This window comes from Actinophytocola sp. (assembly GCF_045807065.1).
Taxonomy (GTDB): domain Bacteria; phylum Actinomycetota; class Actinomycetes; order Mycobacteriales; family Pseudonocardiaceae; genus Actinophytocola.
In genome coordinates this window covers 1-20,795 of sequence record NZ_JBJMIE010000368.1, presented here as the reverse complement: position 1 = coordinate 20,795, position 20,795 = coordinate 1, and the positions used below count along the sequence as shown (strand labels likewise).

The 20,795-nt window shown below is 73.0% G+C and carries 18 protein-coding genes; 15 read left to right on the top strand and 3 right to left on the bottom strand.

All coding sequences use genetic code 11. The annotated features are described in order from the left end of the window. The 12 genes from ACJ73U_RS21430 to ACJ73U_RS21375 all read left to right on the top strand — a co-directional run. Positions 1 to 1,166: cbb3-type cytochrome c oxidase subunit I (locus tag ACJ73U_RS21430; RefSeq protein ID WP_407779450.1), on the top strand; the 1,166-nt coding region annotated here is incomplete at its 5' end. 50 nt (positions 1,167 to 1,216) lie between these two features. Beyond that, a complete protein-coding gene (locus ACJ73U_RS21425; protein ID WP_407779449.1) occupies positions 1,217 to 1,546 on the top strand; it encodes a spore germination protein GerW family protein in 330 nt (109 codons plus the stop codon). An 88-nt stretch (positions 1,547 to 1,634) separates the two neighbouring features. Next, on the top strand, positions 1,635 to 1,967 hold the full coding sequence (locus ACJ73U_RS21420) for an NADH-quinone oxidoreductase subunit A (protein WP_407779448.1): 333 nt from the start codon (positions 1,635 to 1,637) through the stop codon (positions 1,965 to 1,967). After that, the gene (locus ACJ73U_RS21415) at positions 1,964 to 3,235 is read left to right on the top strand and encodes a hypothetical protein (RefSeq protein WP_407779447.1); all 1,272 of its coding nucleotides are present in this window, start codon (positions 1,964 to 1,966) and stop codon (positions 3,233 to 3,235) included. The genes ACJ73U_RS21420 and ACJ73U_RS21415 overlap by 4 nt, the downstream gene beginning before the upstream one ends. Before the next feature lie 275 nt (positions 3,236 to 3,510). Continuing rightward, a complete protein-coding gene (locus ACJ73U_RS21410; RefSeq protein WP_407779446.1) occupies positions 3,511 to 4,431 on the top strand; it encodes a complex I subunit 1 family protein in 921 nt (306 codons plus the stop codon). A gap of 9 nt (positions 4,432 to 4,440) precedes the next feature. Further along, the gene (locus ACJ73U_RS21405; RefSeq protein WP_407779445.1) at positions 4,441 to 4,998 is read left to right on the top strand and encodes an NADH-quinone oxidoreductase subunit J; all 558 of its coding nucleotides are present in this window, start codon (positions 4,441 to 4,443) and stop codon (positions 4,996 to 4,998) included. Further along, positions 4,995 to 5,294 carry an NADH-quinone oxidoreductase subunit NuoK gene (locus ACJ73U_RS21400; protein ID WP_407779444.1) on the top strand — a complete coding sequence of 100 codons (300 nt, stop codon included), beginning with the start codon at positions 4,995 to 4,997 and terminating at the stop codon, positions 5,292 to 5,294. Before ACJ73U_RS21405 ends, ACJ73U_RS21400 begins: the two co-directional genes overlap by 4 nt. Before the next feature lies 1 nt (position 5,295). Beyond that, positions 5,296 to 7,041: a proton-conducting transporter membrane subunit gene (locus ACJ73U_RS21395; RefSeq protein ID WP_407779443.1), complete on the top strand. Its 1,746-nt coding sequence runs from the start codon at positions 5,296 to 5,298 to the stop codon at positions 7,039 to 7,041. Positions 7,042 to 7,043: 2 nt separating this feature from the next. After that, positions 7,044 to 8,564: a NuoM family protein gene (locus ACJ73U_RS21390; RefSeq protein WP_407779452.1), complete on the top strand. Its 1,521-nt coding sequence runs from the start codon at positions 7,044 to 7,046 to the stop codon at positions 8,562 to 8,564. Next, the gene (locus ACJ73U_RS21385) at positions 8,561 to 9,949 is read left to right on the top strand and encodes an NADH-quinone oxidoreductase subunit N (protein WP_407779442.1); all 1,389 of its coding nucleotides are present in this window, start codon (positions 8,561 to 8,563) and stop codon (positions 9,947 to 9,949) included. Before ACJ73U_RS21390 ends, ACJ73U_RS21385 begins: the two co-directional genes overlap by 4 nt. A 164-nt stretch (positions 9,950 to 10,113) precedes the next feature. Beyond that, on the top strand, positions 10,114 to 11,937 hold the full coding sequence (gene asnB / locus ACJ73U_RS21380) for an asparagine synthase (glutamine-hydrolyzing) (protein WP_407779441.1): 1,824 nt from the start codon (positions 10,114 to 10,116) through the stop codon (positions 11,935 to 11,937). A gap of 44 nt (positions 11,938 to 11,981) precedes the next feature. Continuing rightward, positions 11,982 to 13,460, top strand: a complete 1,479-nt coding sequence (locus ACJ73U_RS21375) for an FAD-dependent oxidoreductase (RefSeq protein ID WP_407779440.1) — start codon at positions 11,982 to 11,984, stop codon at positions 13,458 to 13,460. Positions 13,461 to 13,671: 211 nt separating this feature from the next. Here ACJ73U_RS21375 and ACJ73U_RS21370 read toward each other — a convergent pair whose 3' ends face one another. Next, on the bottom strand, positions 13,672 to 14,508 hold the full coding sequence (locus tag ACJ73U_RS21370) for an alpha/beta fold hydrolase (RefSeq protein ID WP_407779451.1): 837 nt from the start codon (positions 14,506 to 14,508) through the stop codon (positions 13,672 to 13,674). A gap of 71 nt (positions 14,509 to 14,579) precedes the next feature. On the opposite strand from ACJ73U_RS21370, the gene ACJ73U_RS21365 reads away from it, so the two are divergent. Continuing rightward, complete coding sequence (locus ACJ73U_RS21365) at positions 14,580 to 17,645, top strand: BTAD domain-containing putative transcriptional regulator (protein WP_407779439.1); 3,066 nt, start codon at positions 14,580 to 14,582, stop codon at positions 17,643 to 17,645. Here ACJ73U_RS21365 and ACJ73U_RS21360 read toward each other — a convergent pair. Both ACJ73U_RS21360 and ACJ73U_RS21355 read right to left on the bottom strand, forming a co-directional pair. Further along, the gene (locus tag ACJ73U_RS21360) at positions 17,621 to 18,391 is read right to left on the bottom strand and encodes an ABC transporter permease (RefSeq protein WP_407779438.1); all 771 of its coding nucleotides are present in this window, start codon (positions 18,389 to 18,391) and stop codon (positions 17,621 to 17,623) included. The genes ACJ73U_RS21365 and ACJ73U_RS21360 overlap by 25 nt on opposite strands. Beyond that, positions 18,388 to 19,341, bottom strand: coding sequence for an ATP-binding cassette domain-containing protein (locus ACJ73U_RS21355; RefSeq protein WP_407779437.1), 954 nt, complete (start codon positions 19,339 to 19,341; stop codon positions 18,388 to 18,390). The genes ACJ73U_RS21360 and ACJ73U_RS21355 overlap by 4 nt, the downstream gene beginning before the upstream one ends. Positions 19,342 to 19,444: 103 nt before the next feature. Between ACJ73U_RS21355 and ACJ73U_RS21350 the strand changes: the two genes are divergently transcribed. Both ACJ73U_RS21350 and ACJ73U_RS21345 read left to right on the top strand, forming a co-directional pair. Next, on the top strand, positions 19,445 to 19,798 hold the full coding sequence (locus ACJ73U_RS21350; protein ID WP_407779436.1) for a DUF1304 domain-containing protein: 354 nt from the start codon (positions 19,445 to 19,447) through the stop codon (positions 19,796 to 19,798). Between the two features lie 157 nt (positions 19,799 to 19,955). Next, positions 19,956 to 20,714: an SGNH/GDSL hydrolase family protein gene (locus ACJ73U_RS21345; RefSeq protein WP_407779435.1), complete on the top strand. Its 759-nt coding sequence runs from the start codon at positions 19,956 to 19,958 to the stop codon at positions 20,712 to 20,714. Positions 20,715 to 20,795 lie beyond the last annotated feature (81 nt).

Below are 20,795 nucleotides of genomic sequence, written 5' to 3'. Positions count from 1 at the left end.
TGCGCGCGCCCGGCATGACGATGTTCCGGATGCCGATCTTCACCTGGAACATCATGATCACCACGATCCTGATCCTGGTGGCGTTCCCGATCCTCACCGCGGCCCTGTTCGGGCTCCTCGCCGACCGGGTCATCGGCGCGCACGTGTTCGACCCGGCCAACGGCGGCGCGATCCTCTGGCAGCACCTGTTCTGGTTCTTCGGCCACCCCGAGGTGTACATCGTCGCGTTGCCGTTCTTCGGGATCGTCACCGAGGTCATCCCCGTGTTCAGCCGCAAGCCGCTGTTCGGCTACCGCGGCATGATCTACGCGACGATGGCCATCATGTCGCTGTCGGTCGTGGTGTGGGCGCACCACATGTTCGCGACCGGGGCGGTGCTGCTGCCGTTCTTCTCGTTCGCGACCTTCCTGATCGCGATCCCGACCGGCATCAAGTTCTTCAACTGGATCGGCACGATGTGGCAGGGCTCGCTGACGTTCGAGTCGCCGATGCTGTTCTCGATCGGGTTCCTGGTCACGTTCCTGCTCGGCGGGCTCACCGGCGTGCTGCTCGCGTCCCCGCCGATCGACTTCCACGTGCACGACACCTACTTCGTGGTCGCGCACTTCCACTACGTGCTGTTCGGCACGATCGTGTTCGCGACCTTCGCCGGCATCTACTTCTGGTTCCCGAAGATGACCGGCCGGTACCTGAACGAACCCCTGGGGAAGCTGCACTTCTGGACCACGTTCATCGGCTTCCACACGACCTTCCTCGTCCAGCACTGGCTGGGCAACGAGGGCATGCCGCGCCGCTACGCCGACTACCTGGCGTCGGACGGGTTCACCACGCTGAACACCGTCTCCACCATCGGGTCGTTCATCCTCGGCGCGTCGGTGCTGCCCTTCGTGTGGAACGTCTTCCGCAGCTACCGCTACGGCGAACCCGCGACCATGGACGACCCGTGGGGTTTCGGCGGTTCCCTCGAATGGGCGACCACGTCCCCGCCGCCGCGGTACAACTTCCTGGAGCTGCCGAAGATCCGCACCGAGCGGCCGGCGTTCGACCTGCACTACCCGCACCTGGTCGAGAAGATCCGGGCGGACAAGTACGTCGGCCCGTGGGGCGGCCATGCCGACGAGGCGCCACCCGCGCCGTCGGAGAAGCTCACGGAGGGCGCGAGCTGACCGGCGATCATGGTGGGATGGTGGTCGCAGCGCCGACCACTGGAGTGACCATGAAGATCGAGGACCTGTTGACCCGTGCGCGGGAGACGTTCGACGCGCGGACGGTGTTCGCGGAGCCGGTAGAGAGGGACGGCGTGACCGTCATCCCGGCCGCGCGCGTCGTCGGCGGCGGTGGCGGCGGGAACGGCGAGGACCAGCAGGGGCGCCGCGGCAGCGGCGGCGGCCTCGGCCTGCTCGCGCGACCGGTCGGCGCCTTCGTCATCAGGAACGGCGAGGTGTCGTGGCAGCCGGCCATCGACGTCACGCGCATCATCGCGACCCTCGGTGCCGTCGCCGTCACCGGCCTGTTCGTCGGGAGCCGGGTGCGGCGCAAGCGCTGATCACACGACCGGGTGCCCGTCGTCGCGCCCACCGGCGCCGCCGGCGCGGTAGGGTGTACCCCTACCGGGTATCTGTAGGAGGTGTGTGGTGCTCGTTCTGGCGGTCGCCTCGCTCCTGTTGGCCGGCGCCGCGTACGGCGTCGCGTCCCTGGTGCGGCTGGGCCGCACGGTGACGGAGGTGCGCCCGTTCCTGTCCGGCCACGAGCCGGCGGAGCACGCCGTGTCGCGGTTCCACGTCCGCTGGTACGCCGTGACGATGCTGTTCCTGGCGTTCGACATGGAGATGGTGTTCATGTACCCGTGGGCGCTCGTCGTGGCCGAGGAGGGGACGACCGCGGTGGTGGAGATGTTCGTGTTCCTGGCCGTCCTGTTCGCGGGCGTGACCTACGCCTGGCGAGAGGGCGCCCTGCGGTGGGCGTGACGTCGTGGCTCCTGCGGTGGACGCGGCCCCGCCTGCTCGTGCTGACGGCCCTGGGCGGCACGGGCGCGCGACTGGCGGTGGAGCGGTACGCCCGCGAGCACGGCTGGCACCTGGCCCTGACCCCAGCCGAGGCGAACGTCCTGGTCACCGCCGGCACCGACCTGGAGCCCTACGCGACGCGCGTGTGGCAGACGGTCCCGGCCCCCAGGGTGCGGGTGGAGGTGGCCGACGACGCGGCCGCACCAGGTGCACTGGCAGCGGCCCTGACAACCCTCCACGACCTCGACGAACAACGAAGGCAGGCCCGCTCGGCGGCGGACCACCCCGCCGCGGCGCCACCGGAACCGCCCCACACCGGGACGAGCCATCACGAACACGGCGACCCCGACGACCATCACGAGCACTCCGGCCACGCCGAGCCCGCCGCCCACCACGAACGGGCTGCCCACCACGGCCACGCCGAGCACACCGCGACGGATCACGGCAGCCACCTGAGCCACGGCCAGCACGCCAGCCACCACGAGCATCCCAGCCACCACGACCACCACGAACAGGCCGCCCACCACGGCCACGCCGAGCACACCGCGACGGATCACGGCAGCCACCTGAGCCACGGCCAGCACGCCAGCCACCACGAGCACGCCGACAACGCCGAGCACACCGAGACGGGCCACGGTGGGCATTCGAGCCATGGCGGGCACGATCACCACATGGCCGGTATGGACATGCCCGGCGGTGTGCCCATGGCCGACCGGGCCCCGGATCGTGACGGGCTCATGCTCGACCAGCTCCACGTCCCCCTCGGTCCGGCGCTTCCCCTCTGGCCGCCCGGCCTGATCGTCCACACGACCCTCCAGGGCGACGTCATCCAGGACGCCTCCGTCGAGCGCCTCGACGGCGTCGACGACTTCTGGGCGCCGCACCCCACCGCCCGCCGGCTGGATGCCTGCGCCTGCCTGCTCGCCCTCGCCGGCTGGACCGACGCCGCGGTCACCGCCCAGCGACTGCGCGACGCCGCCCTCCTCGGCCGTCTGTCCGAGGCGGCACACCAGCGGTGGGCGGGCAAGGTACGCCGATCCCGCACCCTCCGCTGGCTCCTGGCCGGGCTCGGGACAACCCCCGCGGGGGACGCCCTCGACCGCCTCCACCGCTGGCTCGACCTCGCCGACCACGAGACAACCGTCGAGGACCTACCCGACCTGCTCAACGGCACAGAACTCGCGGCCGCCCGGCTCATCGTCGCGAGTCTCGGAATCAACCATGGTTGAGACAACCGCCCGATGGCACACCCCCGCACCACTCGACACGCACGCCATCCACGCGCCCCTCGGAACCCACCACGACCGAAACGACGCCTGGTGCCGCTCCGCGCACACGCCACCTTCGGAACCCACCATGACTGAGACAACCGCCCGGTGGCACACCCCGCACCGCTCGACACGCACGCCATCCACGCGACTCTCGGAACCCGCCATGACTGGGACAACCACCCGCTGGCGCACCCCCACACCGCTCCGCGCACACGCCACTCTCGGAGCCCACCGTGGTTGAGACAACCGCGTGGTGGGGCGCCCTCGTGCTGGTCGGCGTACTCGCCATCCTCGCCGCCGCCGCGACGGCCTTCGATGCGGTGCTGGCCGCGCGGGTCGCGGGACGAACCGTCCGGACCGCCGCCGTGGAACCGCTGCGGGACGTCGCCGGGCTGCTCCTCCAGCAGCGCCGGCGCACGCTCGCCGCCGACGGTCTGCTCTGGCGGTCGGCCGGCGTCGTCCTGCTGGTGGCCGCCGTGTTCGCGTCGGCGGTCACGCCGCTCGGGCGGTGGGCGGTCGCCGATCTCGACGTCGGCGTCGTCTGGTTCAACGCCATGGAGATCCTCGCCTGGGCCGCGGTGTGGCTCGCCGGCTGGGGGCCCAACTCGGCGTTCTCCCTCGTCGGCGGGTACCGGTTCGTGGCGCAGGGGCTCGCCTACGAGCTGCCGCACATGTTCGCGCTCACCACCGTCGCGGTGGGCGCCGGCTCGCTGCGGGTCGCGGACGTCGTGGGAGCGCAGGGGAAGCTCTGGTTCGTGGTGTGGATGCCGGTCGCCTTCGCCGTGTACCTGGTTTCCGTGCTGGCCATGTCGTTCGCCAGGCCGTTCGACCAGGCCGTCGGGTCCGACCTCGCCGGCGGCGCGGTCGCCGAGCTGTCCGGTGTGGACCGGCTGGTGTTCGAGGCCGGGCGGAAGGTGCTGCTGGTGTCCGGTGCCGCGATGGCCGTGCCGCTCTTCCTCGGCGGCGGCGCCGGGCCGCTGCTGCCGGACTGGTCGTGGTCGCTGGTGAAGACCGCCGCCGTGCTCGCGGTCCTCGTGTGGGTGGGCCGCGGGACGCCCACCATCCGCCTGGAGCGGTTCATGGAGGTCGCCTGGATGGTGCTCATCCCCGCGACGCTCATCCAAGCCCTCGTCGTGTCCGTCGTGGTCAGCTGAAGGAGGATCATGGACGTCGTCTTCTGGGTCTGCGCCGTCGGTGCCGTCGCCTCGGGGGTCGCGGTCTTCCGGGTGGACTCCATGGCGCGGGCGACCTTCGCGCTCCTGGCCTCGTTCGTGTTCGCGGCCGTGACGGTCCTGCTCGTCGGCCTGACCTACCTGGGGGTCCTCGTCATCCTGATGATGGTCATGGAGATGGTCATCATGGTCGTGTTCATGGTGATGTACATGATGAACCCGGCCGGGCTGATGCCGATGTCCATGCTGCACAACAAGAAGGGCGCGCTCGTCATCTCCGGCGCCACCTTCCTGGTGCTCGCGGCCGGCAGCGTCCTCGTCGACTGGCCGACCACCGGCGCCGAACCGCCCCGCGACCCCACGACGGCGCTCGGCCAGGCGCTCATGGGGCCGAAGATGCTGACAATGGTCGTCCTCGGTCTCGCCCTGTTCGCCACGATCATCGCCACCGTCGTGCTCGCCACCCACCGCGGTCGCTACGACCGCTACGGCGACCGCCTCGACCGGAGACCTCCCGACGACCCCGTCCGAGGAGGGCTGGGCCGGTGACCGGGTACCTCCTCCTCGCCTCCGCGCTGTTCAGCGTTGGGCTCTTCGGCGCGCTCTCCCAGCAGTCCATCGTGATGATCATGATGGGGCTCGAGCTGATGGTCAACGCGGTGATCGTCGGCGGGGCCGCGTTCTGGTACTACACCGCGCCGCAGCGGCCCGACGGCCAGGTCGTGGTCGTCGTCGCGGTCACGGCCATGGCGATCGAGATGGCCGCCGGTTTCGCCGTCACCACGGCCATCTTCCGGGCCCGGGACGTCGACATGACCGACATGGCCGCGGACCTCGGGGACTGACGTGTCCACCCCCTACCTCAACGGCATCTCCTTCGGGCTCGGGATGGACGGGCTGTCGGCGGTCATGGTGGTGACGGTCGCGATCGTCACCCTCGCGGTGCTGGTGTTCGCGGCGGGCGAGTTCCGGTCGGTCCGCTTCTTCGGCCTGGTGCTGTTGTTCGCGGCCGCGATGCTGGTGACGGTCACCGCGACGACGCTGCTCACGCTCCTGATGGCGTGGGAGGTCATGGGCGCCACCTCCTACGCGCTCATCGGCTTCTGGTGGCGGGAACCGCGCCGCGCCACCTCCGGGCTGGTGGCGTTCCTGACCACACGCGCCGCCGACCTCGGGCTGTACCTGGCGGCGGGCGCCGCGCTGGCGGGCGGGGCCCGCGGGCTCGACCTCGACCGGCTCGCGAGCCTGCCGGACGGCTGGCGTGACGTCGTCGCGGCCGGTCTGGTGGTCGCCGCGCTCGGCAAGTCGGCCCAGCTGCCGTTCAGCTTCTGGCTGTCCCGCGCGATGGACGGCCCCAGCCCGGTCTCGGCGCTGCTGCACTCGGCGACCATGGTCGCGGCCGGCGCGTACCTGTTGCTCCGCATGGAGAACCTGCTGGACGCGACGTCCTGGGCGGCGGTCACCGTGGCGTGGGCCGGTGCGGCCACGGCACTGCTGCTGGGCGCGGTCGCGGTCGTGCAACGCGACCTCAAGCAGTTGCTGGCCGCCTCCACGTGTGCGCAGGTGGGCCTCATGGTCCTCGCCGCGGGCACGGCCGGTGTGGCGGCCGGGACCTGGCAGCTGGTGGCGCACGCCTTCACCAAGAGCCTGCTGTTCCTCTGCGCCGGCGCGTGGCTGACCGCGTTGGGCACCAAGGACCTCACCGAGCTGCGGGGCGCCGCCCGGCGCCACCGCTTCGTCGGCGTGATGTTCACCGTCGGCGCGGCCTCGCTGGCCGGGCTGCCGCCCCTGTCGCTGTGGGCGGCCAAGGACCAGGTGCTCGCCACGGCGGCGCGGGAGTCGGTGCCGCTGTACGTGGTGGGACTCGCCGCGGCGGTGCTCAGCGCCGCCTACGCCGGCCGGGCGCTGGCTCTCGTCTGGGCGAACACGGACGGCACGGACTCGGTGGACCGGGCGGCGCGGGCGCTGGCCGTCGCCCCGCCGGGCGCCGGGGAGCAGGGCGAGAGCACGGTCCGCTACGGCAGGGCGGGCGGGGAGGAGCGGCCCGCCCGGCCGCAACTGGCGGCGCTGCCGGTGCTCGCGGCCGGCGCCGCGGGCCTCGGGCTCCTCGCCCTGCCCGGGCTGTGGGCGCGGGCCGCCAGGGTCGTCCCGGGCGGCGCCGGCCCTGCCTGGTGGGAGCTGGTCGTCTCCGGCGTGCTCGCGCTGGTCGTCACCGGGCTGACGGCACGCGCGGTGAGTCGCCGCGACCTGCCCGCGCCCGCTCCCCTGCTCGGCTGGCTGGGTCTGGAGGGCCTGACGAGGACCGTCGTCGTGCGCCCCACCCTCGTCGCGGCCGACGCCCTCGCGCGGTTCGACGACCGGGCCGTCGCCGGGAGCGTGCGGGCGACCGCCGCGGTCGGGACGGCGTTCGCGCGGCTGGTCGACCGGCGCGTGGAGTGGTCGGTGGACGGGGCCGTGCGCCTCGTCGCGCGGTGGTTCCGGGCACTGGGCCGGCTCGCGCGGCGCCCGCAGACCGGTCAGCTCCACCACTACTACGCCCAGGCGGTGGTCGTGCTCGCCGCACTCGCCGTCCTCCTACTCCTGGTGAGGTGAGCGTGCTCAGCACCGTCGTGTTCCTGCCGGTCGCGGTGGCCGTGGCACTGCTGGCCGTGCCGAGGGTCAGCGACGCCGTCGTGCGGTGGACGTGGGTCGCCGCCAGCGCCGTGGAGCTGGTGGCCGTGGTCGTGCTGTGGCTGGGTTACGACGGTCCCGGCTACGGCTACGAGGTGAACCGCCGGTGGATCCCCAGCGTCAGCTCCGGCTACCACATCGGCGTCGACGGCCTGAGCCTGCCGCTCGTCGCGGTGACCGCCGTGCTGTTCCTGGCCTGCGCGGTCTACGCGCTGCGGCGCACCGCGCCGGGTACGGGCCGCGAAGCGCCGAGCGGAGCGAGGCAAACCAGCACGCTGCGGTCCTTCGCGGCGCTGTTCCTGCTCCTCGAGACCGTGTGCATGGGTGTGTTCGTCTCGCTGGACCTGGTGCTGTTCTTCGTCTTCTTCGACCTGTCCATCGTGGTCATGTACTTCGTGATCGCCGGCTGGGGGCACCGGGACGCGGCCAGGGCGGCGCTGCAGTTCTTCCTCTACACGTTCCTCGGCTCGCTGGCGCTGCTGCTCGGGTTCATCGGCCTCTACCTCGCCGCGACGCCCCACACGTTCGACATCGCCCGGCTCGCCGCGCAGAACCCCCTGCAGGGCAGGGGAACGGCCGCCACGCTCGTGCTGGTGGCGATCGTCGTCGGGTTGGCGATCAAGACGCCGACCGTGCCGTTCCACACGTGGCTGCCGCCCGCGCACACCGAGGCGCCGGCCGAGGGCTCGGCGATCCTGGCCGGGGTGCTGCTGAAGCTCGGCACGTACGGCTTCGTGCGGATCGCCATGCCGCTCCTGCCGGGTCCCTGGCGCGACTGGGGCGCGGCGATCGTCGTGGTCGGTGTGGTGAGCGTGCTGTACGGCGCGCTGGTCGCCCTGGCGCAGCGGGACTTCAAGCGGATGATCGCCTACACCTCGGTCAACCACATGGGGTACGTCATCCTGGCCCTCGGGGCCGCCGGCCTGTTGTCCACTTCGGACAGCCAGGCGCACGACCTCGCGGTGACGGGCGCGGTGACGCAGATGGTCAGCCACGGCCTGATCACCGGCGCGTTGTTCCTGCTCGCCGGTGTGCTGTACGAGCGGGGCGGGACCTACGACCTGGACGCGTACGGCGGTCTCGCCGCGAGCGCGCCCCGCTTCGCCGGGCTCACCGCGCTGGCCGCGTTCGCCTCGCTCGGGCTGCCCGGGTTCTCCGGGTTCATCGCGGAGTTCCAGATCTTCACCGGCTCGCTGCCGGGCGCACCGGTCGCGACCGCGTTGGCGTTCCTCGGGATCCTGCTCACGGCAGCGCTGTTCCTCCGCGCCTACCAGCGGCTGTTCCTCGGCCCGCCGGCGTCGAGGGTCGGCGACCTGACGCTGGCCGAGACCCTGTCGATCGCGCCGCTGATGGCGCTCGCGGTGGTGCTCGGGCTGTTCCCCCGGTTCCTGCTCGACCTGGTCGAGCCGGCCGCGCGGGTGCTCGGCACGCTGGTGCGCCGGTGAACGCCGGCACGGACATGGCGGCCGACCTCGGCCGCCTGCTGCCGGAGATCATCCTCGCCTGCGCGGCCGTCGCGGGCCTGCTCCTGGGCTCGTTCCTGCCGCGCCGGCGCCAGTGGCCGGTCCGCGTGCTCGCGGGCGCCGCGTGCGTGGCGGGTCTGGTGTGGACGGTCATGGGCGGGACCGGCACGGTGTTCGCGGGCACCTACGCCGTCGACACCGCCACGGGCGCGACCCGGGCCGTCGTCCTCACGTCGGTCCTGCTGGTGCTGGGGATGACGCGGATCGGCGGCCACGCAAGGGAAACCGAGTTCGTCGTCCTGCTCCTGCTCGCCGCGCTCGGCGCGGTCGTGCTGGCCGGCGCGAACGACCTGCTGCTGCTCGTGGCCGCGTACCTGCTGGCCAGCGTGCCGCTCTACGCGCTGACCGGGTTCGCCAAGGACGGCCCGGGCACCGAGGCGAGCCTCAAGTTCTACCTGCTCGGCGCGCTGCTGGGCACCACGATGCTGTTCGGCGTCATGCTGGTGTCCGGGGTGGGGCGGGGCAGCGACTATCCCACCCTGCACCACACGTTGCCCGACGCCCCGGCCGCCGCGGTCGCGGTCGGTGCCGTCGCCGTGCTGGCCGGCCTGGTGTTCAAGGCCGGCGCGGTGCCGGGGCACTTCTGGGTGCCGGACGTCACCGAGGGCACGTCGCCGGCGGTCGGCGCGATCGTCACCACGATCCCCAAGATCGGCGCGGTGGTCGCGATCCACCGGTTCGTCGCGGTCGCGCCACTGAACTGGCCGCTGCTGATCGCCGTGCTGGCCGCGGTGACCATGACGCTGGGCAACCTGGCCGCGTTCTTCCAGCGCGACGTGCGCCGCCTGCTCGCCTACTCGACGATCAGCCAGGTCGGATACCTGCTGATGGCCCTCGCCGCCGCCCGCGCGTCCCTCGCGCTGCCCGGCCTGCTGCTCTACCTCGCCGCGTACGCGGTCACCAACCTGGGCGCGTTCGCGGTCGTGTGCGCGCTCCCCGAGGCCAGGACCCTCGACGACTACGCGGGTCTGCGGGGGCACCGGCCGTGGCTGGCGGTGTGCCTCGCGGTGTGCCTGCTGGGACTCGTCGGCACGCCGCCGACCGGGGTGTTCGCGGGCAAGCTGACGGTCTTCACCGCTGCCTTCGACGCGGGCCTCGGCTGGCTCGTGGTCGTCGCGGCGGTCAACACCGTCGCGAGCGTCTTCTACTACCTGCGGTGGCTGGCGCCGGCGCTCCGCACGCGGGACGAGTTCCCCCGCGCCGGCCGCGCCGCCAGCATCACCGCCTATGTCGCCACCCCGGTCTCGGTCGCCGTCGGCGTGCTCGCGGGCCCGCTGCTGGCGGTGTTCCTGGCAGGCGCGGGCTGACCAGCGGGGAGCTGCCGAGCCCGACGAGTCGTGCGTGGCGCAGCTCACAGGGCAGCTTTCCGGCAATACCGACATCTCGGAGTAACACCGGCGACACGCTCGAGTTACATAGGTGTCTAATGGACTTGCACGTTCAGTAACAGCCTGTGCACCAGGAGGGGACCATGTGCGGGATCACCGGCTGGGTCGCGTTCCGGCACGATCTGCGCGACGAGCGGGAGACGCTCGACGCGATGACCGAGACCATGGCGTGCCGCGGACCGGATGACCGGGGCACGTTCACCACCGAGCACGCCGCGTTGGGGCATCGGCGGCTCGCGATCATCGACCTGCCGGGCGGACGGCAGCCGATGCGGGTGGACACACCGGGCGGCCCGGTGGCGCTCGTGTACTCCGGCGAGTCCTACAACTTCACCGAGCTGCGCGACGAGCTGCGCGGCCGCGGCCACCGGTTCGAGACCTCCTCCGACACCGAGGTGGTCCTGCACGCCTACCTCGAGTGGGGCGTGGCGCTCGCCGACCGGCTCAACGGGATGTACGCGTTCGCGATCTGGGACGGCCGCGACGACAAGCTGGTCATGGTCCGCGACCGCATGGGCATCAAGCCCTTCTACTACTACGAGACCGCCGACGGCGTGCTGTTCGGCTCCGAACCCAAGGCGATCCTCGCCAACCCCGGTGTCGAGCCGACGGTGACGCTCGACGGCATCCGTGAGCTGTTCGGGTTCGTCAAGACGCCCGGCCACGCGGTGTGGGACGGGATGCGCGAGGTCGAGCCGGGCACGGTCGTCACCGTGGACCGCAACGGGCTCCACACGACGCGGTACTGGGCGCTGCGGACGCGCGAGCACACCGACGACCAGGCCACGACCGTCGCCCGGGTTCGGGAGCTGCTCGACGACATCGTGGCCCGCCAGCTGGTCGCGGACGTGCCGCGGTGCGTGCTGCTCTCCGGCGGCCTCGACTCCTCGGCCATGACGGCGATCGCGGCTCAGCAGCTCGACGAGCGGGTGCGCAGCTTCGCGGTGGACTTCGTGGGTCACGCCGAGAACTTCGTGCCAGACGAGATGCGGGCCACGCCGGACGCCCCGTACGTGCACGACGTCGCCGAGCTGGCCGGCACCGACCACCAGGACATCGTGCTCAACTCCGCCCAGCTCGCCGACCCCGAGGTGCGCGCGCAGGTCATCCGCGCCCGCGACCTGCCCAACGGGCTCGGTGACATGGACGCCTCGCTCTACCTGCTGTTCAAGGCGATCCGCGGGCACTCGACGGTCGCCCTGTCCGGCGAGTCCGCCGACGAGGTGTTCGGTGGCTACCAGCAGTTCTTCGACCCGGAGGCGCGCAAGGCGGCGACGTTCCCGTGGCTGGTGCGGTTCGCGCGGCACCGCGGCGAGCGGGGACAGATCCTCAACCCGGCGCTGCTGAACAACCTCCGGATGGAGGAGTACGTCGGGGACGCGTACCGGACCTCGGTGTCCAGGGTGGAGCCGCTGCCCGGCGAGTCCGCGCTGGAGTCGCGCATGCGCGAGATCTGCTACCTGCACCTGACCCACTTCGTGCGGATCCTGTTGGACCGCAAGGACCGCACGTCCATGGCGGTCGGCCTCGAGGTGCGCGTCCCGTTCTGCGACCACCGGCTCGTCGAGTACGTCTACAACACGCCGTGGTCGATGAAGACCTTCGACGGCAGGGAGAAGTCGCTCCTGCGGGCCGCGACGGCCGACGTGCTGCCTCAGTCGGTGGTGGAGCGGGTCAAGTCGCCCTATCCGTCCACACAGGACCCGGAGTACGCGAAGAAGCTGCGGGAGCACGTCCGCGGCTACCTGTCCGCCGACCACCCGGTGTTCGACATCGTCGACCGCGACTGGATCCGCCAGGTGGCCCACGGGGAGGAGATCGACCAGGCGGTTCGTTTCGGGCTGGAGCGCACACTGGACATCGCGATCTGGCTGGACATGTACAAACCGGTGCTCAAACTGTCGTGATCGGGTGTTGTGGCCCCACCCGCGGGTAGGCCACGCTCTGGCACATGGACAACGACAGAACGGTGGACGTCCTCGTCGTCGGTGCCGGGCCGACCGGGACCGCCCTGGCGATCGACCTCGCCAGGCGCGGTCTCGACATCCGCGTGATAGACCGGGATCCGCGCGCCTTCGAGGGATCCCGGGCCAAGGGCGTCCAACCGCGCACCCTGGAGGTCCTCGACGACCTCGGTGCGGTCGACGACGTGCTGGCGGGCGGCGGCGAGTACCCGAAGCTCGGCGTGCACGCCTTCCGGTGGGTCATCCCGTGGCGCATGTTCCCCCACCGCGAGCCGACCGCGGCGGTGCCGTACCCCAACACGTGGCTGGTCCCGCAGTTCCGCACCGACCGCGCCCTCCACGCGCGGCTGGAGAGCCTGGGCCACCACGTGGAGCTCGGCGCCGAGCTGGTCTCACTCAGCCAGGACGCCGACACCGCCACCGCCCGGCTGGCCAGCGGCGAGGAGATCACCGCTCGCTACCTCGTCGGCGCCGACGGCGGTGCGAGCACGGTCCGCCACGAGCTCGACATCGGCTTCCTCGGCTCCACCGACGAGGTGGAACGCGTGCTGTTGCTCGACGCCGTGACCGAGGGCCTGTCGCGCGACCGCTGGCACGTCTGGGCCAGGATCAAGGCCGGCGCGTGCCCGCTGCCCGGCACCGACCTGTTCCAGTGGATGTTCCAGCTGAAGCCCGACGAGGAGCCACCGGCCAGCGAGGACGAGATCAACCAGCGCCTGCGGCCGTACGACGTCACGGTGCACGACATCCGGTGGCAGTCGCTGTTCCGCCCCAACATCCGGCTGGCCGACGCCTTCCGCCGCGGCCGCGCCTTCATCGCCGGCGACGCCGGGCACGTGCACACCCCGGCGGGCGCGCAGGGCCTGAACACCGGCATCCAGGACGGGTACAACCTGGGCTGGAAGCTCGCGCAGGTGCTGGCCGGCGCGGACGAGGCGCTGCTGGACACCTACGAGGCCGAACGGCTGCCGATCGCGGCCAGCGTGATCGGTCTGTCCACGAAGAAGTACGAGGGCATCGCGAAACTGGACCCGTCGAGCATCAAGCGCGGCAAGGAGGTCCAGCAGCTGGCGCTCACCTACCGCGGCGGCCCGCTGGCACCCACCGACGCCGACCACACCGCCACCCTCCACACCGGCGACCGCGCCCCCGACGCGGAACTGCGCGACGCGGACGGCACACCCGTCCGCCTGTTCGACGCCTTCCGCGGCACGCACTTCACCGCCATCGCCCACGGCCCCACCGCCGCCGAGGCGCTGGCCCGCCTGGACTGGCCCACGGCGGGCGCCGAACTGAAGCGGATCACGACCGGCGAGGCCCCCGAGTTCGCCCACGCCTACGGCCTGACCGCCGACACGCTGCTACTGATCCGCCCCGACGGCTACGTGGGCCACATCGCGACCCACGACATGCTGGACACCACCCGAGCGGCCACCCAGACGATGACCCCCAAGGTGGGTACCTGACCACCCCGGCACCCTCGCGTGTCCAACGCCCACAACCCGCGTGTCCAACCGGCCGGACCCGCGAGTTCGACCGGCCGGACCCGCGAGTTCGACAAATCCGGCCAGCCTCTGCCGACCATTTCGAACTCACCGGCCGCGCCCGCCGCACCGCAACCACAGCCCGGCGCAAGGGACCCGCTCGGCGCGGCGCGGCTGGCTGGTGACCACCCCGCTACCCGGCGCGTGTGCCGAGCCAGTCCAGCGCCGCCTCCGCGTGGTTCAACACCGAGATGTGCCCTTCGCCGGGTCGCAGCCACAGCTCGGCGGAGGGGATCCGCTCGGCGAGCCAGACGCTGTGGGAGGCCGGTATCATCCGGTCCGCGTCGCCGTGGAGCAGCAGGGTCGGCGCGCTGACGTCGGCGGGGTCGAACCCCCAGGGTCCGACGTTGGCGAGGTCGTCGTCGACCTGTGCCGCCGGTCCGGCCGCGACCGCGGGCCCGACGACCTCGCTGAACCAGCCCCACGGTCCGTCGAACGCGGCGTGGTCGGCCGGCGTGAACGTCTCGGGGTCGAACTCGGCCCGGTCATGGAACTCCCGCGCCGCGGCCCGCCCCTGCGCGGCGGCACGCAGGGCCGCCGCGCTGCCCCGTGCCATACCGGCGAACCAGTCGAGCCCGGGGGCGCCGAGGGGCGCGAGCCCCGCCACGCTGACCACGGCGAGCACGCGCCCCGGCAGCGACGCGGCGGTGGCGAGGGCGTGCGGACCACCGCTGGAGTGCCCCATCACGGCGAACCGGTCGATCCCCAACGCGTCGGCGACCGCGGCCACGGAGGTGCCGGCCGAGGCCATGTCGCGCCCGGGCGCCGGTGTCGAGCCGCCGTAGCCGGGCCGGTCATAGGACACCCACCGAATACCCAACCGCTCGGCCGCGTCGAACAACGGCCGCGGCGGCGCGCCGAGGTTCGGCGTGCCGTGGTGCCAGAACACACTCAGCCGGCCGCCGCCCGTGTCGTAGACGTGCAGCGTGCCCCCACCGGGCAGCGCGAGATCAGTCTCCACCGGGCGCAGCCTAGAGAACTCCCACAGCGCGCCGAGGACGCCGTGCCGGCGGGTCCTCGCGGTCGTGAGAGCCTGACCGCGTGCGAGTCGGGCTGCTGGGTGCGCTGGAGGTGCACGACGACGACGGCCGCCCGGTCGAGGTGCCCGGGACGCGTCTGCGTGCGTTGCTGGCCCGCCTCGTCCTGGCCGGTGGGCGTCCGGTGTCCGGTGACGAGCTGATCGACGCCGTGTGGGGCGCACGGCCGCCGGCGGGTGCCGTGAACGCCCTGCAGACGCTGGTGTCCCGCCTGCGCCGCACCCTTCCCGACCTCCAGCTGGCGCACTCGGCCGCCGGCTACCAGCTGGCGGGGGTCGACACGGACGTCTCGGCGTTCGAGCGGCTGGTGGCCGCCGGCCGGGCGAGCTGGGACGCCGGGGACCCGCGCGCCGCGCGGGACCGGTTCGTCGAGGCGTTGCGGTTGTGGCGGGGCGATCCGCTGACCGAGCTGGCCGACGCCGGCTTCGCGCCCCCGGTCGTGGCCAGGCTCGTCGAGCTGCGGCTGGGCACGGTCGAGGACCTGGCCGAGACCGGCGCCACCGACGACCTGGGCGAGCTGGCCGCCCTGGTGGCCGCGCACCCGTTGCGGGAACGCCTGGTCGCCGCCCACATGCGGGCGCTGGTGGCGGCGGGACACCCGGCGCGGGCCCTGACCGCGTACGAGGATCTGCGCCGCGCGCTCGCGACGGAGCTGGGCACCGACCCCGCCCCCGAGGTCCGCGACCTGCACACCGCGATCCTGCGTGGCGGCACCGGACGGCGGCCCGGCCCGGGCGCGCCCGTGACCAGCTTCGTCGGCCGCGAGGACGACCTGGACCGGGTCCGCGCGCTGCTGGACCACGCCCGGCTCGTGACGCTGGTCGGTCCCGGCGGCGCGGGCAAGACCCGCCTGGCCGGTGAGGTCGCCGGTCGGCACGAGGACGTGGTGTGGGTCGAGCTGTCCGACATCGCCGACCCGGACCGGTTGCCGGCGGCGGTGTCCGGGGTGCTCGTGCCCCGCAACGCCGGACTGCTCACGCGCGCCGGTGATCCCCTGGACGTGCTGACCGCGGCCCTCGGCGACCGCGAGGCACTGCTGGTGCTGGACAACTGCGAGCACCTCGTCGACGCGTGCGCCGGGCTGGCCGACCGGCTCCTGGCGTCCTGCCCGCGGGTGCGGCTCGTCGCGACGAGCCGGGAGCCCCTGGGCATCGGCGGGGAGTTCCTGCACCCGGTCGGACCGCTGGCCGCACCGCCGGAGGGCGTGGGCTGGCCGGACGCGGCCGACTTCCCCGCGGTGCGGCTGTTCGCCGACCGGGCGGCCGCCGCACGGCCCGGTTTCCTCGTCACCGCGGAGAATGCCGCGCGGGTCGCGGAGATCTGCCGGCGGCTGGACGGGCTGCCGCTGGCGATCGAGATGGCGTGCACGCGGCTGCGGTCGATGCCGCTGGCCGAGGTCGCGACGCGGCTGTCGGACCGGTTCCGGTTGCTGACCGGCGGGAACCGCACGGCGTTGCCGCGGCACCAGACGCTGCTCGCGGTGGTCGACTGGAGCTGGCGGCTGCTGACCGACGCGGAACGGGCGCTGGCCCGCCGGCTGGCGGTGTTCGCCGGCGGTGCCACGCCGGCGGCGGCGCGGGCCGTGTGCGGCGCGGACGACGAGCTGCTCTCCGGGTTGGTGGACAAGTCGTTCCTGCAGCTGCTGGACCTCCCGGGAGAGCCGGCGAGGTACCGGATGCTGGACACGATCGGCGCGTTCGCGGCCGCCGAGCTGGCGGACGACGAGGCGGCGCGGGTGCGCGGGGCCCATGCCGCGTACTTCCTGGCGCTGGCGGAGGAGGCGGCGCCGAACCTGCGCGGCTCGGCGCAGCTGCGGTGGTTCGGCGAGCTGGACCGGGAGTACGGCAACCTGTCCGCGGCGCTGCGGTGGGCGGTGGACATGGGCGACACCGACACGGCGCTGCGGCTGACCGCGTCGCTGTGCTGGTTCTGGTTCCTGCGCGACACCCACGACGAGGCGGCCGGCTGGCTGCGCCGGGTGCTGGCGCTGCCGGGTGCCGGGTCGGCATCCGCGGCCGTGCACGCGTTCGACGCCATGTACCACGTGAAGACCGACCAGGCCCGCAGCCGTGCCGCCGGCGAGACCGCCCGCCGGTGCGCCGGCCCGGACCGGCGGTCGTGGCACCCGGCGGTGGCGTTCATGACGCTGATGCTGACCGGCATGACCGACGACGACGTGACCGCGGAGCTGACCGGTCACCCGGACGCCTGGGTCGCCGCGCAGGCCGAGCTGGTGGCGGGGTACGCGGCGGCCGGCCGGGGAGGGCTCGCGGCGGCGGCGACGCACTACGCGGTGGCGCTCAAGCGGTTCGAGGCGGCGGGTGACCGGTGGGGCATCGCGGTCGCCGCGAGCAACGTGGCGGGCATCCACAGCCTGCACGGCCGCCACGAGGAGTCCGTCGAGGCGGCCAGCAGGGCGCTGTCGCTGGCGGAGTCGCTCGGCGCGGTGTCCGACGCGGCGTGGCTGCGGGCGCAACGGGGCCGCTACCGCCTGCGTGCCGGCGACCTCGACGGCGCCCGGGCCGACCTGACCCGTGCTGGCGAGGAGGGTCGGGACATCCCCGTCGCGGCGGTGGCCGTGACGGCGGAGGTGGGCTTGGCCGTGCTGGCCCGCCGCGCCGGCGAGGCGACGATGCCGGTGCTCACGGCGCTGCTGGCCGAGGTGGCGGGCGGCGACGCGGGCTGGATGGAGAACCACCTGCTGGTGCAGGTGTTGACCGAGGCGGGCCGTGCCGCCGCGCGGTCCGGTGACGCGCGGGCGGCTGCCGGATATCTGAGCCGGGCGCTGCGCCTGGCGGAAGGCAGCCTGGCCGGCGGTACGGCGATCGCCGAGGTGGCGGAGGCGCTGGCGCAGACCGCGGCGGACCCGCGCGCGGCGGCCAGGTTGCTGGGCCTGGCCGCCGCGGTGCGTGGTGCGCCGGACGTGGGCAGCCCGGACGTGCGCGACACGGAGACGGCGGCCAGGGCCCGGCTGGGCGCGGCCTTCGACCGGGAGTTCACCGCCGCGTCCACGGTGGACTCAGCGACCGCCCGCGTCGAGCTGCTTCAGCCCGCCGAGCGTCGGCGGTAGGCGGCCACCGCCAGCGGCGCGAACACGATGATGATCCCCGCCGTCCACAGCAGACAGGCGACGACCGCGTTCCCGGCTCGCTGGTCGAGCACGAACGCCCGGACGGCGTCGGACTCCTGGGTCACGGGGTTGATCCGCACCCAGGCCTGGAGCCAGTCCGGCAGCTTGCCGGTGGGCACGAACACGTTGCTGCCGAAGGTGAGCGGGAAGACCAGCACCAGGCTCAACGCCTGCACGGTCTCCGGGGCCCGCGCGAGCACCCCGATCACCGTGGCGACCCAGCACATGGCGAACGCGAACGCGAGCAGCAGCCCGAAGGCGGCGAGCAGCCGCCACGGGTTCCCGTGTGACCGGAAGCCGAGCACCGCACCGAACCCGAACACCAGGACGATGGAGAGGATGTATTTCAGCGAGTCCCCGAGGATGTGCCCGACGAGCGGCGCGGACCGGGCGACGGGCAGGCTGCGGAACCGGTCGAAGACGCCGGTGCGCAGGTCGGCGTGGAGGGACACGGCGGTCCCGAGGGTGGCCAGCATCAGTGCCTGCACGGCGATGCCGGGGATGACGAACTGGAGGTAGGTGTGCCAGTTCCCGGCCACCGCGTTGCCGAAGAGGAACACGAACATCACCACGAACGTGACCGGCATGAGCAGGACGTCGAGCAGCTGGTCCGGCGTGTGCCGGAACTTCGTGAGGTTGCGCCGGGCCAGCACCAGCGCGTGGCGGGTCGCGCGCAGCGGGCTCATGCCGCCGCCCCGGTGAGCGCGAGGAACACCTCGTCGAGGCTGGCCAACCGCACGCCCAGCTCGGCGACCTCGATCCCGGCCGCCGCCAGCCGGGCCGCCACCTCCGCCAGCACGGCCCCGGCCGAGCGACCGGGCAGCAGGGCTGACGAGATCTCCCCGCCGTCACCCGGCTCATCCGGCCGCCCCACACCTCCCACCACCGCGGCGACGATCCGTTCCGCCTCCGCCAACCGGCCGAGGTCCGTCGGCCGCACGTGCAGGGTCTGTCCCCCGACCGCCGCCTTCAGCTCCGCCGGCGTGCCGGTGCGCACCACTCGTCCCTCGTCCAGGACCACGATCCCCTGGGCCAGCTGGTCGGCCTCCTCGAGGTACTGCGTCGTCAGCAGCACGGTCGTGCCCTCCCGGACGAGTGCGCGCACCAGGCCCCACACCTCGCCGCGGGAGCGGGGGTCGAGGCCGGTCGTCGGCTCGTCGAGGAACAGCACGGACGGCGCCGCGACCAGGCTCGCGGCGACGTCGAGACGCCTGCGCATGCCGCCGGAGTACGTCCGCACCAGCCGCCCCGCGGCCTCGGTCAGGCCGAACCGGGTCAGCAGCTCGTCGGCCCGCGCCCGCGCCGTCCGGCCGGCCAGCTCCAGCAACCGCCCCACGAGCAGGAGGTTCTCGTACCCGGTCAGCGCCTCGTCCACCGCGGCGAACTGCCCGGTCAACCCGATGAGGCCGCGCACCCGCTCGCCGTCCCGGGCCACGTCGAAGCCACCGACACGCGCCACGCCGGCGTCCGCGCGGAGCAACGTCGCGAGGATCCGCACCACGCTCGTCTTCCCGGCGCCGTTCGGTCCGAGCAGCCCCCACACCGTGTTCGCCGGCACCTCGAGGTCGACCCCCGCGAGCGCGGTCGTGCGGCCGTACCGCTTCACCAGCCCCGCGCACTCCACAGCAACAGTCATGCGCCCACGATCACGACCACCGCTGACACGCCACGCACACGGCGGTCACACGGCCGAGCACGCGGGGCGATACCGTCCGCGTACGTCGAGGAGAGGAATGCGCGTGACCGTCGTCGCGGACGTCCTGGTCGGGCTGGTCGCCCTGATCCACGTCTACATCCTGGTGCTGGAGATGTTCCTGTGGACCGCGCCGCGGACCCGCGCGAGCTTCGGCACGACCGCCGAGCTGGCCGAGGCCACCAGGACACTGGCCGCGAACCAGGGCCTGTACAACGGTTTCCTCGCCGCGGCCCTGGTGTGGGGCCTGATCGCCGACGACTTCCAGCTCACGCTCTTCGGCCTCGCGTGCGTAATCATCGCCGGGCTCTACGGTGCGGCGACGGCCACGAAGCGGATCCTGCTCGTCCAGGTGCTACCGGGCGTCCTCGCGCTGGCCGCCCTGCTGCTCGCCCGCTGAGGCGGCACCCGCCTCGGCATCTCCACGCTCCGCGCGATCGTGGCGGCCGCGGTCCGGCCCACCGCGGTCAAGGCGGCGTGACCACGGCCATGTGGCAGACCGGGCCGGTTGGGCGCAGAGTAACGGGGATCGGAGTTGATCTGCGGGAGGACGTGCAGTGCGGTACGTGGCGATCGGTGACAGCTTCACCGAGGGTGTCGGCGACGAGCAACCGGACGGGTCGGTGCGGGGCTGGGCCGACCTGGTGGCCGCCGGCCTCGCGGCGGCCGGCGGCGAGCCCGTCGAGTACGCCAACCTCGCGATCCGCGGCCGCCTGCTCGAACCGATCGTCACCGAGCAGCTCGACGCCGCGCTGGCGCTGCGACCGGCCCCGACCCTGATGACCCTCAACGGCGGCGGCAACGACATGCTGCGCCCCCGCGCCGACGTCGACCACCTGGTGTCGCTGACGGCCACCGCGGTCCAGCGCTGCGCCGCGGCCGGCGTGCGACTGGTGCTGCTCAGCGGCGGCGACCCGTCCGACAACCTCCCCTTCGGCAAGACCCTCCGCCGCCGCGCCGAACTGCTCACCGCCGGCGTCGCCGAGCTGGCCGCCGCCAACGGCCTGCCCCTCGTCGACTGCTTCCACGACACCGAGCTGCGCCGCCCCGGCTACTGGTCGGCCGACCGCCTGCACCTCAACGCGGCCGGTCACCGGCGGGTCGCCAGCCTCGTGCTCACGGCGCTGGGCTATGAGGCACCACTGCCGAACCGCGCGATGTCACCCCTGGCCCGCGGCGCCCTGGTCGAGGCGAGGTACTACTGGGAGCACGTGCTGCCCTGGATCTACCGCCGCGTCCGCGGCCGCTCCTCGGGCGACTCCCGCACCGGCAAGCACCTCGACTGGACCGTCATCGAGGACGTGCACGCCCAGTAGCTCTCCGGCTTCCCGGCTTCCCGGCTCCTCGGCTCCTCGGCTCCTCGGCTCCTCGGCTCCTCGGCTCCTCGGCTCCTCGGC